The following is a 16,584-nucleotide window of genomic DNA, read 5'->3' as shown; positions in this document are numbered from 1 at the left end:
CCCCCGGTCTTGTGAAATTTACAGGTCTATCCGATTGATTCTCAAGTGATTCCCAAAACGGAAATAAATCGCTGATGCTCGAGGCATTTTACACAATGCCGTCGAAGTGAAGCAAATATCTCATGCATAAAACAGAAGAGACATTCATAATTTTGTTCTATGATTGGGGAAATTTGTTGGTAGCGGAGGACGGATTCGAACCGCCGACACAAGGATTATGATGCCTTATATCTTCATTGATTTTATAAGGTAATTTATATTCATGTTGCGCTCATGTCGCGTTTAATAGCTTTAACACCCGCAGTTAGCTTAAAAGGGCATGCTCGGCCGCTGCAAGCTCAGCAGCGTCATCACCACGGGGAAATAAGTGCCCATATGTATCTGCAGTCATGGTGACTGATGAGTGTCCCATGCGCTCTTGAACGACCTTGAGAGGTAATCCAAGGCCTCCATCTTCTAGGCGGTTAATGCACCACGACGCGTAGAAATGGCGCAGAGCATGAAGGCCTGTATATTTGGCTTTCACTTCCTGTCCGTCTTGTTGGGTGATGCCGGCTTTTATCTGAACGGGTATCAGGCCGCGATTGATGATGTTTGCGTGGCTCTCGATTTTACCTAAACCGTTCGGGAATACATAGTGAAGTTCCGTGACAGGATTGCCGTTAGGATCCAGTCTCACGGTTTCTCTGCGAGGGCAGGCTAATTTCCATTCACGCAATGTGTTTATGACAAGTGGTGGTACTGGAATAGTCCGTTCGCCTGCACCAGACTTCGGTCGACCAATTTCTCCAAATTCATCAGCGCGCTGATGTACATTGATAGCGCGCTTTTCAAAGTCCACATCCTGCCAGCGCAAACCTCGTAGCTCGGATGATCTCATGCCTGTAAAGATTGCAGTGATGAGCAATGGCTTCCAGCGGCCGTCTATGGCGTTAATAAGAGCTTTGATCTCTTCTCTGGTGGGAATGTCTATGCCGACCTTGATACGGCCATTCTGACGGCGCTCTGCCTGTCTATCTTTCCCCGTACGGCGTGTACCGCGCATATCTTTGACCGGATTGCGAATGGTAAGGCCGCGCTCCTGCGCATCGGCTAAGATTGAACCAAGAGAGCCAATGATTTTTTTAATCATGGCAGGCGATCGGTCTTCGTCGCGGAGCTTATCTTCAAACTCTCGAATAGCGGGAACATTCAAACGCGAAAGCAACGTATTGCCTATGAACGGGTCAATATGCAGTTTTACGTGTCTTTGGCGCTGGTTGATGGTGGAGCGCTCTAAGCTGTCATTTTCACCGCTAGCGATCCAGAAACCGCCTGCCTGTGCAACTGTTGCGCTTGCACTATCTGCAACGTGAACGCCTTCGCGCACTTCAATTTTAGCAGTGGCTGAGAATGCATCCGCTTCTTTTTTCTTCGCAAATGTTTTCAGGCGGCGTGTGCCCTGACTGTCAACGTAGTCGACAACCCACGCCTCTTTAATAATGCCTTTTGGGTTAGTCCATTTGCGTTTGCGTATCGACATTGCTTAATCAGTGAGGTCTGGATTTATTGTTTTGGGAGTATACTTCTCATCAATTTGATCGATGGAAAATTGAGCCTCTTCAATACGTGCAAGATGCCATTCGTCGAGGCTTTCTCGAATGCGTTGTCGTGTTACCTCGTCGATGTCGGGGACACGGCCAGAGGCAATCCCTTCGACCGCTTCTAACAGGCCGTCAGTTAATTCGTTGATAGCGTCTTCATGTCCTCTGACTTTACGAAGCGCTGTAAATAGGCCAAGCAACTCATTCAGTCTAACATCAAGAGGCATTGGCTCAGGGAACTCTTTTTCAAGAACACGCACTATTTCTGTGTTCATTGAGCGACCGTGTGCTTCCGCGAAGACTTTTATACGGTCTCTCAGCCCCGGAGGAAGTCGGAGTTGAAAGCGGTCAGCGATTTCACTTGGGTACTTATTTTTTTCATTCATTTGCAATGAGTGCAACTTGCCATCAAAAATGTCAAGAGTGCGACTTGATATCATGGTTAATTGATGGTAGCCATTGAATGTTGATGCGAGTTGCACCCATGAACATATAGGGAATTTAAGTCATGAGTAATAATACAAATTCAATGGAACTAATTTGGGAAGTTTCAGAAATTGGAAAGCTGATTGGGCGCAATGAGCGGCAGACGTTCCATTTGCTCAATACTGGCCAGCTTCCCGCGAAGAAGGTGGGTGGCAGATGGGTCGCTGAACGTAGCAAGCTGATTGCATTTTTCATGGATGATGCGGCATGAGCCAGAAATCAAAAGGCTCGGCAGAGGCGGCAACCTCAAAACCGAGCCAGAGTTCAAGCCAAACCATCGCAGGAATGAAGAACATGCAGAGGAATAACACAAAGGGTGTTCCGCAGGCAACTACAGGTGCAACGGTCAAGATAAACGAAGCTCTGTTCAATCTTGAGAATCCGATCAACGATTCAAAGAATATGGCTTCAATCCTCGGTGGGTTGCTCCATGATGTATTCGACAAAGATCATTCGTCCGTAACCGGCAATCGTGAGTTTTACTTTGTGTCTGAAAGTGATGCCTCGAATATCATTTTTGCGGCCGGCCAGCTGCAGCGCTTCATCAAGTCCAGTCTTGATACATGGAATGAAGCCCTTGATCACAGCGCGGGAGCAGGCCAATGCGCTTAATCCTCATTCTTATAGGTCGCGCTCACTTCGCTCTTGCCGATTGGCATCATAGACAGGCCACCCGCTGCGCCAAGTCCGCGCAGGCCAGAAAGAGGTCTGCATGAGTAAATCCGCAAAGGACTGGCTTAAGCGTCAAAAAATTGATGACAAGTCACTAAACACGATATTGGTAGGTTTGGTAGCCTCCTCTGTTGGTGGGGTATGTCAAATTACTCAGATGCGCCTTGCTAAGAAGGTCGGCATGTCCGAACGCCATGTTCGGCGTGGTCTGTCAGCATTAGAAGCGCTTGAAGTAATTGACCGATCAAAACAGTCTGAGTGGGGCAAGAGGGGGCGGTCGACAGACACGATTTACTTATCACTTGATCTCGACTTTAACCTACCGAAGGATGTCATTTTGTCCGCAAAAAACAACGCCGCATTAACCGGACATTTGTCCGGTGCTGCCCATGGCGTATTAAGCGGACAAATGTCCGGTGCGCCCACGATTTCCTATATAAGGAAGAATATATACGGTGATGACGGCGCACTACACCATCGCTGCATTGGGAGAATTTGGTGGGACAGTAATCGTGAACTTTGGCGCTCAATGCTTACGGTTGATGGCGAAGAACTTGACCTAGGACGGCACGAGACGAAAGACCTCGCTGAAGCTGAAATTAACGTTGCTATTTGTGATTTAGAGTTCTGCTTATCTCGCCCGGCAGGCACACCGGTAGATCCCCAAGTAGATCCTTTTCTCAAAAGCCTAACTGGTAAATGCCTTTGCGAGTTCGTGCTCGGTAGAAGCAAACACGCAGTCAACCAAAACGATCCGCGTAGCGGGTCGTCAGGGTCTGGGGGATTATCCCCCAGTCAGGAGTTTGAGGATGAAATCCTCATATTGCGAAGCAACAAGAACCTTGGTGCAGCATGAGTATAGATTTTTGTAAGATAATAATATTCCCACTCGATGCCAGAATTGGAAAGGTGCGGCGTACTGCCTCTCTGCTCTATAAAAAACATGGTGAAGATGCAGAGCTGTATTGGAAACAGGTCATTGCTGCTAACCGCAAACACCTCATCCGAATTGGTCTGACGGCCGAGCAGCAGCATGAACAGCTTTCAGGCTTTTCGCGCGCTGTCCAGCAAGAGTTGAATAGCATTGCAACATTATGGGGTGGAGGGGTGGCATAATATTTATCAGTTTCATTGCCTTAGAAATGACAGCTTAGATTAATTAGAGTAGAACTCACCAATCCTTATAAAATTTGTAATTACAGTATTTAGGATGAGAGTTTTCCGCGGTTTAATCAACGTTGAAACTTCACCACAGATTGATCACAATCTACGCCGTAATATCCGCCCGTTATCATGGCGCAGGCAGGAATTAATGACTGCCCCGAATGATAAAAAATATTACGCACATTCTGAAATAACTATTAAATTTGAAGTCTCTTGCCAGTCATCGAGAGGTTTTGACCTGAAAAGGTCCTATCAGCATTTTTTCCAGTAACCGGTTTTGTTTTTGTTCTGCTTGCAATCAATGCAATAAAAAATATTCTGCATAATAAGTCCCGTTCACGGACGATGGCTGTGTTTCATACGACTTTATGGCAAACAACTAACCTTGTTGAATTTTTTAGTATGCTCAGTGACGCTGCGATTGCACTGTATGGTGTGATCATAGTCGCAGCCGGGATAACTTCTATGGAGTTGGTTCCAAAACGCCTTGCGGCGACTTTAGTTATGATAGGATCATTGGCGCAGCTGTTTGAACATTCTTAGTTCATTAGCGAAGTGGAGCAATGTATCAATGTATCGATTTTTAACTAATCCATTAGTTGCTCTTACTTCTGCAACCGTGTTGGGGCTTTTGTTGGCCTTGGTTGGGACATGGCTATTCAGTGGTGCATTGGCTTTCGCATTGACTAGTTTCGGCGTGGTACTGGTATATCTTGCTGGCGGTGTTCCCGCCGGATGGCGGGCGTTGAGTGTGTTGGTCCATGAGCGCGTACTCGACATCGATTTGTTGATGATTGTTGCAGCTATTGCTGCGGCGATTGTTGGTGCGTTTGTCGAAGGTGCTATTTTGCTGACGCTGTTTAGTTTGTCCACGACATTGGAAGAGCGTGCCATGGGGCGAGCGCGCCGCGCCATTGAAGCATTGATGGCGTTACGGCCTGAAATCGCTTTACTTAAACTAGCAGATAGTTCGATCAAAGAAGTGCAGGCAGCAAGTCTTCGTGTTGGAGATATTGTTATCGTTCGGCCTGGCGCACGAATACCCTCTGACGGAACAATAGCAAGCGGAAGTGGAGCGCTGGACGAGTCTACGATTACGGGTGAATCTATGCCTGTGCGCAAAGAAACTGGTGCTAAAGTTTTTGAGGCAACGGTCAATCTTGATGGCGTACTTGAGATTAGGATTACTAAAACTGTTGAACAAAGTACTGTGGCACGCATGATTGAGCTAGTCACACAAGCTCAGGCAGCGAAAGCTCCTTCAGAACGGTTCAGTGTTTGGTTTGGGCAACGTTATACAGTTGCCGTTTTAATGGTCTCGCTGATTGCTCTTGGCATTTTCTATTGGTTTGGGCATGACTGGGAAGCTGCATTATACTTTGCAGCAACTTTGCTTGTAGCCGCGAGCCCGTGTGCGATAGTCATTTCGGTGCCAGCAGCAATTTTGTCCGCTCTATCATCAGCTGCACGGGGAGGCGTTTTATTTAAAGGTGGGGCAGCGCTTGAGACACTTGCAGCAGTTAATATCTTTGCTTTCGACAAGACTGGAACGTTGACAACCGGGCGTGCAGAAGTAACTGGAGTTGTTCCTCTAGCTGATGATGAGATGAGTTTTTTATCCGCACTAGCTAGTATTGAAGCCAATTCCGAGCATCATATTGCCGACGCCCTGAGGCGCGAAGTGCTCCGTCGAGAGGTGAAACTACATGATGTTTATGATGTGAAAACAATTCCAAGCGCTGGCATTGTTGGACGTGATATGGACGGCCCTATTTGGGCAGGTAATCGTCGAATGGCCCATAATATGGGTGCTCTTCTTGATGATGAGCGCTTTAAAAACTTACAGGACGGAGCAGAGACAGTTGTTTATCTTGGGCGTGGGGCGCTTGTTTTAGGTGCGATCAGTATCGCGGACAAAGTACGTGAAACTTCAGCTGGAGCACTTGTCGCTTTGCGAGAAAACGGCGTTAAGACCATCGCAATGATGACAGGCGATAGACAGGCAGTGGCGCTGCGTATTGGCAAGCTGCTTGGATTCAAGCCAGATGAGATTCATGCCGAGATGTTGCCAGAGGATAAGGTGAGGCTGGTTGCAGAAATGGCTAGTGGTGGGAAAGTTGCATTTGTTGGTGATGGTGTGAATGATGCAGCGGCACTAGCGCGCGCCGATGTCGGCATTGCGATGGGGGCGGCAGGATCTGAAGTTGCTTTACAGGCTGCTGATGTCGCTCTGCTTTCAGAGAATATGGAAAGATTAGCGGCAGCCCATCGTCTTGCCAGGCGAACCGTATCAATAATTCGTCAAAATCTTATTTTTGCGATTTGTATGATGTGTGTTTTGGTTGTGGGTGCAGCTTTTTTTGAATTGCCATTGCCTTTGGCGGTACTTGGCCACGAGGGGGGCACGGTTCTTGTGGTGCTCAACGGGTTGAGACTCTTAAGCGACCCAATTAGAAGTACGATAAGCGTCTTTGCCGATCAAAATCTTCTGAAAGATAATACTCGTAATAAATAGCTGCGAAGATTGTTTAGGTCGGCGTCGGTTCACTCCACTAATGTTTTGGAATAAATAGTAATTCTGCAGCTAAAAAACACATCTAATTTGTTATATTTTGGGGAGAATAAACGATGTTGCAAAGTATCCTGCTGAACTAGCCATAGCAGTGAGAAGCAGACCCCACACCATATCAACTATACTTACTGATAAGGACCAATTTTTTAACGTAGCGAGATTTGTCATATCATAGGTGCCATAAGCAATAAGCCCAAGAATGGCACCATTAATAACAGCAGTAAGCCAGCTGTTTGAGTTGAGAGCAGGTATTACCGCAAAATAAATAATCCCGCCTACATAAACGAGATAGAAAAGACCCGCTACAGTGAAATTTGGCTGATCCATTAGGATGTTGGCCATTCGTGGGCGGTAAAACAAGCTTGTCATCTTTGACAGCCAGATAAAGTCAACAACAAAGAACACTATGGCAGTCGTAGTATATGCAATTATGGCCTGTTTTAACATTGCAGATCTCATCTTTGTTATATTCAGGATTCGTTAGCCGCTAAATTCCAAGCACAGGTTGCACTAAACGAACAATCCATGAGCGGAAACGTAACGGGGCATCTGTAACCGCCAGACAAATGCAATCAGCGTCCGATGTAGCTATAGGCTGATGAATAATATCGGAATTTGCCTCTTCGATATCGCCGCGAGTAAAACTCTCGTCGCCATCGATAAAACTTCCGCTAAGAACAAGTGTCAATTCCCGTCCGCCATGACCGTGCTCAGGAACCGGCTTGCCGGCAGGTATCTTGAGCAGGCGTACGGTTGATGAATTGTCGCTGGTCGGAATGACAATATGACTGGCTCCGCGACCAAGAGCGCGCCATTTCAGCTTATCGACATCTCCTCCGAGATAAGAGCGTAATGGCTGAGGTAAAACAGGTGCCTGAGGTTGTGGTTCCGGCCGTTCTTGCTTGGTCTTTAGTGATGTCTTTGCCAATCTCGACCGAACCGCCTCCCATGCTTTATCCACAGACGTATCAGCAGGTAGTTCATCAAGCAATTTTCCGCCCAGACATTCATAGTTTTTAAGACGAAAACGGCATGAAGGGCACAATGATAAATGTGTGGCTACGGCAATGCTCCAGCCCTCGCTTAAGGTGCCGGCAGCATAGCTTTCAAGCAACGCATCGCTTAAATGATGATGTATATTCATGACGCTCTCCCTAAGTGTTTGAGGGAAAGACGCAATTTTTCAAATGCCAGTCGCATTCGTGATTTAACTGTACCAAGCGGAATATTCATTTTCTCGGCAATAGCACTTTGAGAGTGATTATCATAAAAAGACATTTTTATAAGCTCGAACTGTTCCTTCGGTAATTTTTCCATTGCTTGCTGTAATTCATTACTTGATTGCTGCATTATGATTAGAGCATCAGCGGGTATTGTTTCATCAGGAACAAAAGCCGGATCATCCGGGTCAAATTCGGGTCTTTTCTCTCGTCTTACAGCATCAATGCGCAAATTTCGTGCAATCGTAAAAATCCATGTTGAAAGCGCTCCTTTGAGCGGATCAAAACGGTCCGCTTTGTGCCATACAGTGATCATTGTTTCCTGCATCAGCTCTTCTGCGAGCTGTTCATCAGTCGTAAGCCGCAACATGTAAGATTTAACACGCGGCGCAAAGTATTTAAAAATCACCTCATAAGCATCAATATCGCGATCCAATGTGACAGCTTTCATTAATACTTCGAGTTTCCCAATCTCCGCATTGGGGGTGGTTTTTTTCATTTTGAAACATTCCCGCCTGAATCGGAGCAGCATAGATCTGCGCTCTGCAATTCCTTTGTATTTGTTGTGCCACGATTGCGGCTGGATGGAAATGTTTGTTTTCATGCCATCTTTACGGAGAAAATCAGCAAACGGATCACGACATCAAAATAATTTAAAAAAAGAGATCCGAAACGTCGTACGGCGCGTATTGGAATATATAAAAAACAAAAGGAATAGCCGTGAGCAGTTCTCACTCATTCTCTGAAAATAAAAAACACATTGCTGTCATCGGATCAGGTATTTCCGGATTGTCTGCAGCATGGCTGTTGAGCAAAACTGCGCGGGTCACCATTTATGAAGAGAATAACCGTTTAGGCGGGCATTCCAACACGATTATGGTTCCGTGCGGACAAAACGAGATTGCCGTTGATACGGGCTTTATTGTTTATAATGAGCGGAATTATCCCAATCTTGTCGCATTATTTGAAACATGCGGGGTTGAGACACAAAAATCCAATATGTCATTTGCCGTATCACTCAATGAGGGCGGGCTGGAATACTCCGGTTCTGGCATCAACGGTTTGCTTGGTCAGCGGCGTAATATCATTCGTCCCCGTTTCTGGTTTATGGTCAGGGATGTGTTGAGGTTTTACCGCGAGGCGCCTTCTGTTCTGGATAGTGAACATTACGCGCAGACTAGCCTTGGCGAATATCTTCGTTCTCATAATTATGGTAATGATTTTGTTGAAAATCATCTGCTGTCTATGGGGGCTGCAATCTGGTCTGCGGGCGCGGATGAAATGCGGGCTTATCCTGTGCAAGCCTTTGTGCGCTTTTTTGTCAGCCACGGATTGCTCAGTCTTAAAAATCGCCCGCAATGGCGCACTGTTACGGGTGGCAGCCGCCGTTATGTTGAGCGATTGGCACAGGCAATATCCGGTGACATCAGGCTTGATGCCAAGGTTGTGCGCATCAAGCGCACTCCTGACGGCGTCATGGTGACAGATAACAAAGGCCATACAGAGCGTTTTACCGATGTTGTTATTGCCGCGCATGCGGATCAGGCGCTTGCAATGTTGGATGATCCCAGCTTTGAGGAGCAGAAACTGCTTGGTGCTTTTCGTTACACAGCCAATAGCGCCGTTTTGCACTCCGATACGTCACTTATGCCAAGGCGCAGGCGGATCTGGTCGAGCTGGAATTATACCGGCGATCAAAAGAATGCAGAAAAGCAACCTTTATGTGTGACATATTGGATGAATAAGCTTCAATCTCTTGATAAGAAATACCCGCTTTTTGTTACGCTTAATCCGACTAAGCCGATCGTTGGTGAAAAAATTATCAAGGTGATTGATTATGAGCACCCGCTTTTTGACCTTCGAGCATTGGAAGCGCAGCGTGCGCTGCATGTCCTGCAAGGCAAGCGTAATACATGGTTCTGTGGTGCGTATTTTGGCTATGGTTTTCATGAGGATGGTTTGCAGGCAGGGCTTGCAGTGGCAGAAGGGCTGGCTGGTTTGAAACGACCTTGGAATGTACCAAACGCATCCTCCAGAATTTCACAGCCGTCTGAGAGTGAGGCATCATAATAATGCGCTCTAGTGAGAAGATACAGTCAGGTCTTTATATAGGCAAAGTTATGCATAGGCGGTTGCGTCCTCAACGGCATCGCTTCACTTATCGTGTATTTTCATTGCTTCTGAATATTGATGAGCTTCCGTCATTAGACAAGGCAAAGCGTCTTTTTGCTTATAATCGCCGCGCAATTGTGAGCTTTCACGATAAAGATCACGGAGATGGCACAAAGGGCGGATTGCGCCATTGGGTTGAAGGGCAACTAGCCCGTGCTGGTCTTCAGGGGGCAGGGATGAGTATTTATATTCTCTGTTATCCGCGCATTTATGGCTATGTCTTCAATCCGCTGACACTCTATTTTTGTTATGACGCGCAAGGAGGGCTGCGCGCTGTTCTTTATGAGGTCAGCAATACATTCGCAGAACGTCATACCTATATTATGCGTGTTCTCGAGGGGAAGCTGACAGGACAGGGCTTTCACCAGCAATGTAAGAAGGATTTTTATGTATCTCCTTTTTTGCCGATGGACTGTTTCTATAATTTTTACATTGAGCCTCCCGATGAAAAGCTGCTGGTTCGTATCCATGAGGAAGATGCTGATGGCATGGTGCTTGTTGCAAATTTTGCAGCGACACGAAGCCCCATAAATGACCGCACGCTTGGTTTGGCATTGTTGCGTCACCCGTTGATGACCCTGAAAGTCAGCGCGAGCATTTATTGGGAGGCACTGCGCCTTTGGAGAAAAGGCCTTACCATTTATCGCTATAAGGCGGCGGCCAGCAAGGTCGACAGTACTGTTGTTTCAAACCCCACTCCGATCAATCAGCCCCGTGAGTTAAATCCTGATGAGCACCACTGAAGAGACAATGAACATCAAGAGGGAAGTCAAAGCAGGGCTCAACGAACGTCCGCCGCTATGGATGCGCATTGCGCAGAAATGGGCTGGCCGGATTGCTTTCGGCACACTGACTGTTGAGTTTCCTGATGGGCGCAGTTTTTATGTCAAAGGCTCAAGACCGGGCCCTGATGCAACAATGATCATTCGCTCGCCGAAATTTGTGTGGCAAGTCCTCTCCGGAGGAAAACTCGGGCTGGCGCGCGCATTTATTGATAATAACTGGGATAGCCCAGATATTGGTGCTGTTTTGGATCTGGGAATTTTCAATGAGGATTATTTAAATTCGGTTCTCGCATTGCCGGCACTTGCAAGATTGATGGCCAATTTGCGCCATCGTCTCCGTGCCAATACGCCTACAGGCAGCAAGCGCAATATTGCTTTCCATTATGATCTGGGCAACCAATTCTATGCTCAGTGGTTGGATGAGACCATGACATATTCTTCCGGCTTGTTCCAAACGGCCGGACAGTCCTTATCTGATGCGCAAAATGCCAAATATGACCGCATCGTCAGGCAATTGAATATTCAGAAAAATGACCGTGTTCTTGAGATCGGCTGCGGATGGGGCGGATTTGCGGAATATGCTGCGCGTAAAACCGGTTGCAGCATTGTAGCCCTGACACTTTCTCAGGAGCAGGCACATTTTGCGCGAGAGCGCATGATGAAAGCGGGCCTATCTGATCGTGTTGAAATTCGTATTGAAGATTACAGAAATTGTGAGGGGCATTTCAACAAAATCGTATCTGTCGAGATGTTTGAAGCTGTCGGCGAGGAGAACTGGTCTGTATATTTTGCAAGACTGCAAGCCTTGTTAGAGAGTGACGGCGAGGCTTTGCTACAGGTTATTACCATCGATGATAACCGCCTTGATGAATACCGGCGCAATGCTGATTTCATTCAGACCTATATTTTTCCGGGCGGTATGCTGCCTTCATGCAACGCACTTATTGATGTCGCACGAAGACATAATTTAAAGCTGACTGACCAGCTGATGTTTGGACGTGATTATGAGAAGACGCTGCTTCAATGGGATGATCAATTCATAAAGCAATGGTGCACTATCGAGCCACTCGGCTTTGATGCGCGTTTCAAGCGGATGTGGCGATATTATTTCCATTATTGCGCTGCCGGTTTCAGAGCGCAGCGCATTGATGTCGGGCAGTTTCATTTCCGTCAGCTCTGCGTCAATCAGGATTAACGTAACAATTTGCGCGTAATTGCAAATCGCAATCCAGCGGGCAGACATGCCAGACATTTGGTAAGCCAAACCATCTTCCACGGAAATGCAATTTCAAAACGATGTGAATTCAGGCCGCGAATGATGTGATCAGCGGCCTCATTCTCTGAAATTATAAAAGGCATAGGAAAGTCATTTTTTTGTGTGAGCGGCGTATCTACAAAACCGGGATTAACAACGCTGAGAAGCACATTCTTACGTCGCAGCTCAGGATAAAGGGCCTCACACATATTAATGAGACCGGCTTTGGTCGCGCCATATGCTGCTGCACCTGGCAGGCCGGTATATCCTGCAACGGAGGAGACGATCAATATGCGTCCCGATTGCCGCTTGAGCATGGGCTCCATAACGGCGCCCAGACAATAGGCAGTTCCTATAAGATTGACATTGACCGTTTCCTCAAAAAGCGCAGCATCAAAATTAAACGCATTGTCCCGCTTATATATGCCTGCATTGAGGATTGCGACACTAACAGGGCCAAGCTGTGCTTCAATCGCGGCATATGCAGCCGGTACCGCTGCGTGGTCCGTCACATCCATCGGAAAAGCAAAAATCTTGTCCGGTATTTGTGCGGCGACCTCTTCAAGATGCGCTCTTGTGCGGGCGCTGATTGCTACTTTCCAGCCTTGGCTGGCAAGCCTTATTGCCAAAGCGCGCCCCATTCCAGTGCCGGCACCCGTTATCCATACAAGTTTATTATGTATATGAGCTTCCATTACATTCACCTCATTAGACAAACTTTACATTCTCTATACGCAACAGGGGGGGGCAGCGGTTCATCCATCATCCGCTCTTTCTCTTAGCTCTCAGGATTTTCAATGAAAAATCATAGTCTTATATGGTTGCGCAATGATCTTAGAATGCAAGATAATCCGGCACTTGATGCGGCATTGTTAGCGGGCGGATCTGTTACAGCCGTTTATATCCATGAGGAAACAGGAATTTCGCGCTGTCCTGGCGGCGCTGCGCGATGGTGGCTTGAGAGAAGCCTTGAAAAATTTGCTGCGCAATTGGCGCAAAAAAATATCGAATTAATAATTGAGACAGGTGATCCGGCGATTATCATAGAACATATCGTAACAACGGAGCATGTTAAAGCTGTCTTCTGGAACAGGCGTTATGCGCATACAGAGCGTGAATGCGACGCAGATATAAAACATAACCTCAAAGGCAAAGGTATCCATGTTGCCTCATTCAGGGGTAATTTATTGATCGAACCTTGGGAGGTTATGACTGGAAACGGTGACCCCTATCAGGTTTATACACCCTATGCCAAAGCCTTGCGCCGGCAAGGTGTTCTTCAGCCTCGTGCTATATCGGCTCAGATGGCAGCCTCCAGAAATTGCGTGCAGCACCAGCCGGTTATGATTTATAAACAACCGCACTGGGCACACACAATTGCCCAGCATTGGCAAACCGGCGAGGAGGTGGGTTACCAGCGTTTGACCGTATTTTTGAAAGATCTGGTCCGGTCTTATGCGGATGACCGCGACTGTCCTTCTCTTGACGGCACTTCAAAACTTTCGCCTTATATGCGCTTCGGGCAGATGAGTGTGCGCCAGATATGGCATGAAGTTGTTCAGTTCGCGCAGCAGCATCCGCATGTGGCAAATGGTGCTGATAAGTTTTTGTCCGAGTTGATCTGGCGTGATTTCCATTACCATCAACTTTATCACAGAGCAGATATTACCACGCATGATATGCGCCCGACACTTGAACCAATTGAGTGGCGCAAGGATCCCGCATCTTTCATTGCATGGACAAAAGGACAGACCGGCATACCGATTATTGATGCTGGAATGCGTCAATTGTGGGCAACAGGATGGATGCATAATCGTGTCAGAATGCTTGTGGCGTCATTTCTGACGAAAAATCTTATGATCGACTGGCGTCTTGGGGAAGAGTGGTTTTGGGATACGCTGGTTGACGCTGATGTGGCCAGCAATCCGGCCAGTTGGCAATGGGTTGCGGGATGCGGGATGGATGCTGCCCCGTATTTTCGGGTTTTTAACCCTGTGGTGCAAGGAAAACGCTTCGATCCAGAAGGTGATTACGTGCGTCAATGGGTGCCTGAACTGCGCTTATTGCCCTCAAAATGGATGCACAGTCCGGGGCAAGCGCCTGCTGATGTCTTGCGCGGAGCAAAACTGAAATTGGGCACCGATTATCCGTTGCCGATTGCGGATATTGCAGAAAGCCAGAGGTTCTTCAAGATGATTATGAAGAACGAGATTTAGAGCATAAAGCCTTATTCTGATTTCAGCTTAAGGTCGATTTTACGTAAATTTTAGTATGTCAGATGGGCGCACGGCACTCTGATTGTAATTATGCGTATTTTCCGGTGATCCGTTTTGTTCAGGCAAACGTAAAGGATGATTAGATAGTTACTTAACCAAAAAATCGGATGTATTTTCAGTGAAACATAGTCTTGTTTATAATGGCAATCCCGTACAACATCCTGATGTCAAAAACGGGAAAATCGGGGTTTTGCTTATTAATCTCGGCACACCTGAAGGGACAGACTACAAGTCACTTCGTGTTTATCTCAAAGAGTTCCTGACGGATAAACGGGTTATAGAATGGTCGCCTTGGAAGTGGTACCCAATTCTATTTGGCATTGTGCTCAATACGCGGCCGCAGAAGGTTGGCAAAGCCTATAAATCTATCTGGAATAACGAACTGAATGAAAGTTATCTTCGTACGTTCACCAGAAATCAGGCAAGTCTTATTGCCGAGAAATTCAACGATAATGATAACATTATCATCGATTGGGCTATGCGCTACGGCAACCCTTCCATTGCAGACCGCATAGATGCACTGCAACGTGCCGGATGTGAGCGTATTATTATTTTCCCTCTTTATCCTCAATATGCGGCGGCTACAACAGCATCGGTTAATGATGCGGTGTATCGCAAATTATTAAATATGCGCTGGCAACCCGCCATAAGAACAGTGCCGCCTTATTATGATGATCCTGTTTATATTGACGCCTTGTATAATTCTGTAACTCAACACCTGAGCACTATTAGTTGGACGCCTGAGGTTATTGTAGCCTCTTTTCATGGCATTCCGCAGAACTACTTTGATAAGGGCGACCCTTATTATTGTCACTGTATGAAGACAGCTCGCTTACTGCGTGAAAGATTGGGCATGTCAAAACAGCAATTGATTGTTACCTTTCAGTCTCGCTTTGGGCCAGAAGAGTGGATTAAGCCCTATACAGACAAAACAATTCAGTCACTGGCTGAAAGTGGTGTTAAAAAAATCGCGGTTATTACCCCAGGTTTTGTTTCCGATTGTTTGGAAACACTGGAAGAAATTGCGGTGGAAAATCGGGAGTACTTTATGGAACACGGTGGGGAAGAATACACTTTTATACCATGTCTGAATGATAGTGAGGCGGGAATAAAGGTATTGGAATCTGTTTTATTAAAAGAAATGTGCAGTCTAGATCGGGTGTAAATGTAAAATTTATTCAGATTCCTATCTAGCAAGGTATCGTGATTTTTAGCGGCTTGCTCCGATGTTAAACAGACAGTTGTAGACTGTATCAATAAAATATTGAGCGGAAAGTTATGCTTCAAAAAAACAATCTATAATTGCCATATGTATATGCGAATAAACATGACTGCATCAGGCAATCTTGCCTTCCTTCCAATCGTGTTCTACTTTGCGCCAAACACATTCTCTATTAAGTCGATTAGAAAAGGTATCAGCTAGATCAATATCGTGACAATTCCCAAGCCGGCTCATACTGTGCAGAAGTTGTGCTGTTTCAGGAATGAACCCAGTTCATACTTGTAAACAGGGAGCCTTGGTCGGAATGAATCAGTACTAGCTCTTTTGGTATACGTCGCCACACGACAATCCAAAAAGCCTGTAAGACCAGGTCTGTGGTTTGGTGCGATTGTATTGAACAGCCAATAAAACGTCTGTCAAAATGTCGACTACGACAGCCAGAATAGCACCGTTCACATATGTTTTGATATAGAAAATCTAAGCTACGATACCTGCCAGTCGAGTCAGTCTCGTAACTCGGTTTGGACAGCAAGTCCACTCCTGATCTCTGACAATTGATCATCCTGAGCAGCTGCTTTCTCAGGGGCGTTGTAATGCTTCATCCAGCTATAAAGTGAATGAGTGCTTACGCCCAAGCGACGCGAAACATCTGCTACGGAATAACCGCGCTCAGTTATTTGTTTAACAGCATCAAGTTTAAATTCGTCGGTGAAATTAGCTTTACTCATCGTAAGCTCTTTACCTTTTTTAAAGTCACAAGGTGTCTACAAATCTAGGGTTATTCAATGATCACATCACCGGATTTGAAGCGTTTGTCCTGTCGCAATAGGCCAGAAAGGGGGGGCCAGATTGACAGAACGGTCTTTAAACTCGCGAGCTGCATCCGCCGCAAAAAATCACGATAGGAAGTTATGATTGGGATGTGCCGTGTGTAGATGAGATCCACATCGCGGCTTTCCACATCATCAAGAAACCGCAGATAACTCTCACCGTCCGGAAAATTGCGGGTTTCCAGCGATCCAAGCTGATAATTACCTGCGGCGGCAATCGCGCGTGCCAGATCTTCATTGCCGAACAGAGGAATGGTCAGACGTTTCTCAGCAGAGTGCAGAGCCATATTAACATATCCATTCACTGTTCATCAGAATAAAACTCAAAGACCGGAGCGGTATGTACC

General features: G+C 46.5%; 17 protein-coding genes and 1 pseudogene. 10 read left to right on the top strand and 8 right to left on the bottom strand.

Annotated elements, in window-relative coordinates; translation table 11 throughout:
- Positions 1-304: 304 nt before the first annotated feature.
- Together A918_RS0100095 and A918_RS18950 are read right to left on the bottom strand one after the other, a co-directional pair.
- Positions 305-1,522 carry a site-specific integrase gene (locus A918_RS0100095; protein WP_022709084.1) on the bottom strand — a complete coding sequence of 406 codons (1,218 nt, stop codon included), beginning with the start codon at positions 1,520-1,522 and terminating at the stop codon, positions 305-307.
- Between the two features lie 3 nt (positions 1,523-1,525).
- The gene (locus tag A918_RS18950; RefSeq protein WP_156831349.1) at positions 1,526-2,065 is read right to left on the bottom strand and encodes an Arc family DNA-binding protein; all 540 of its coding nucleotides are present in this window, start codon (positions 2,063-2,065) and stop codon (positions 1,526-1,528) included.
- A 26-nt stretch (positions 2,066-2,091) separates the two neighbouring features.
- Here A918_RS18950 and A918_RS0100085 point away from each other — a divergent pair, with 26 nt between their 5' ends.
- The 5 genes from A918_RS0100085 to A918_RS18940 all read left to right on the top strand — a co-directional run bounded on the left by A918_RS0100085 (position 2,092) and on the right by A918_RS18940 (position 6,420).
- The gene (locus A918_RS0100085; RefSeq protein WP_022709082.1) at positions 2,092-2,280 is read left to right on the top strand and encodes a hypothetical protein; all 189 of its coding nucleotides are present in this window, start codon (positions 2,092-2,094) and stop codon (positions 2,278-2,280) included.
- Positions 2,277-2,681 carry a hypothetical protein gene (locus A918_RS0100075; protein ID WP_139316400.1) on the top strand — a complete coding sequence of 135 codons (405 nt, stop codon included), beginning with the start codon at positions 2,277-2,279 and terminating at the stop codon, positions 2,679-2,681. The genes A918_RS0100085 and A918_RS0100075 overlap by 4 nt, the downstream gene beginning before the upstream one ends.
- 100 nt (positions 2,682-2,781) lie before the next feature.
- Positions 2,782-3,597: a hypothetical protein gene (locus A918_RS0100070; protein ID WP_022709079.1), complete on the top strand. Its 816-nt coding sequence runs from the start codon at positions 2,782-2,784 to the stop codon at positions 3,595-3,597.
- A complete protein-coding gene (locus tag A918_RS18945; RefSeq protein WP_022709078.1) occupies positions 3,594-3,857 on the top strand; it encodes a DUF6074 family protein in 264 nt (87 codons plus the stop codon). The genes A918_RS0100070 and A918_RS18945 overlap by 4 nt, the downstream gene beginning before the upstream one ends.
- Positions 3,858-4,476: 619 nt before the next feature.
- Complete coding sequence (locus A918_RS18940; RefSeq protein WP_022709077.1) at positions 4,477-6,420, top strand: cation-translocating P-type ATPase; 1,944 nt, start codon at positions 4,477-4,479, stop codon at positions 6,418-6,420.
- A 90-nt stretch (positions 6,421-6,510) separates the two neighbouring features.
- Here A918_RS18940 and A918_RS0100055 read toward each other — a convergent pair whose 3' ends face one another.
- Genes A918_RS0100055 through A918_RS0100045 form a run of 3 tightly spaced genes read right to left on the bottom strand, consistent with a single transcriptional unit; the run spans position 6,511 to position 8,196 of the window.
- Positions 6,511-6,924: a DUF2177 family protein gene (locus A918_RS0100055; protein ID WP_028233176.1), complete on the bottom strand. Its 414-nt coding sequence runs from the start codon at positions 6,922-6,924 to the stop codon at positions 6,511-6,513.
- Positions 6,925-6,964: 40 nt separating this feature from the next.
- A complete protein-coding gene (locus tag A918_RS0100050) occupies positions 6,965-7,621 on the bottom strand; it encodes a ChrR family anti-sigma-E factor (RefSeq protein ID WP_022709075.1) in 657 nt (218 codons plus the stop codon).
- Positions 7,618-8,196 (bottom strand): sigma-70 family RNA polymerase sigma factor, encoded by a 579-nt coding sequence (locus A918_RS0100045; RefSeq protein WP_051138947.1) that lies wholly within the window; start codon positions 8,194-8,196, stop codon positions 7,618-7,620. Before A918_RS0100045 ends, A918_RS0100050 begins: the two co-directional genes overlap by 4 nt.
- Positions 8,197-8,411: 215 nt before the next feature.
- On the opposite strand from A918_RS0100045, the gene A918_RS0100040 reads away from it, so the two are divergent.
- Genes A918_RS0100040 through A918_RS18935 form a run of 3 tightly spaced genes read left to right on the top strand, consistent with a single transcriptional unit; the run spans position 8,412 to position 11,849 of the window.
- Positions 8,412-9,767 (top strand): NAD(P)/FAD-dependent oxidoreductase, encoded by a 1,356-nt coding sequence (locus A918_RS0100040; RefSeq protein WP_371257498.1) that lies wholly within the window; start codon positions 8,412-8,414, stop codon positions 9,765-9,767.
- Between the two features lie 2 nt (positions 9,768-9,769).
- On the top strand, positions 9,770-10,612 hold the full coding sequence (locus tag A918_RS0100035) for a DUF1365 domain-containing protein (protein ID WP_022709072.1): 843 nt from the start codon (positions 9,770-9,772) through the stop codon (positions 10,610-10,612).
- Positions 10,613-10,619: 7 nt separating this feature from the next.
- A complete protein-coding gene (locus A918_RS18935; protein ID WP_033315767.1) occupies positions 10,620-11,849 on the top strand; it encodes a cyclopropane-fatty-acyl-phospholipid synthase family protein in 1,230 nt (409 codons plus the stop codon).
- On the opposite strand, the gene A918_RS0100025 is transcribed toward A918_RS18935, so the two are convergent.
- A complete protein-coding gene (locus tag A918_RS0100025; protein ID WP_245257265.1) occupies positions 11,846-12,625 on the bottom strand; it encodes an SDR family oxidoreductase in 780 nt (259 codons plus the stop codon). The genes A918_RS18935 and A918_RS0100025 overlap by 4 nt on opposite strands.
- 81 nt (positions 12,626-12,706) lie before the next feature.
- On the opposite strand from A918_RS0100025, the gene A918_RS18930 reads away from it, so the two are divergent.
- Positions 12,707-14,125: a deoxyribodipyrimidine photo-lyase gene (locus A918_RS18930; RefSeq protein WP_022709069.1), complete on the top strand. Its 1,419-nt coding sequence runs from the start codon at positions 12,707-12,709 to the stop codon at positions 14,123-14,125.
- 178 nt (positions 14,126-14,303) lie between these two features.
- Entirely contained in the window at positions 14,304-15,350 is a 1,047-nt protein-coding gene (gene hemH, locus A918_RS18925; protein WP_022709068.1) for a ferrochelatase, read from the top strand.
- A 204-nt stretch (positions 15,351-15,554) separates the two neighbouring features.
- Here hemH and A918_RS22410 read toward each other — a convergent pair.
- Both A918_RS22410 and A918_RS0100005 read right to left on the bottom strand, forming a co-directional pair.
- Positions 15,555-16,135: pseudogene (locus A918_RS22410) on the bottom strand (DDE-type integrase/transposase/recombinase); the annotation flags it as partial.
- 50 nt (positions 16,136-16,185) lie between these two features.
- Positions 16,186-16,524, bottom strand: a complete 339-nt coding sequence (locus A918_RS0100005) for a ribose-phosphate pyrophosphokinase-like domain-containing protein (RefSeq protein ID WP_022709066.1) — start codon at positions 16,522-16,524, stop codon at positions 16,186-16,188.
- Between the last annotated feature and the right edge of the window lie 60 nt (positions 16,525-16,584).

The sequence above is a fragment of the Pseudochrobactrum sp. AO18b genome, from assembly GCF_000409565.1.
Classification (GTDB): Bacteria; Pseudomonadota; Alphaproteobacteria; order Rhizobiales; family Rhizobiaceae; genus Pseudochrobactrum; species Pseudochrobactrum saccharolyticum.
The sequence above is the reverse complement of the archived record's forward strand: the minus strand, read 5'-3'. Positions and strand labels throughout refer to the sequence as shown.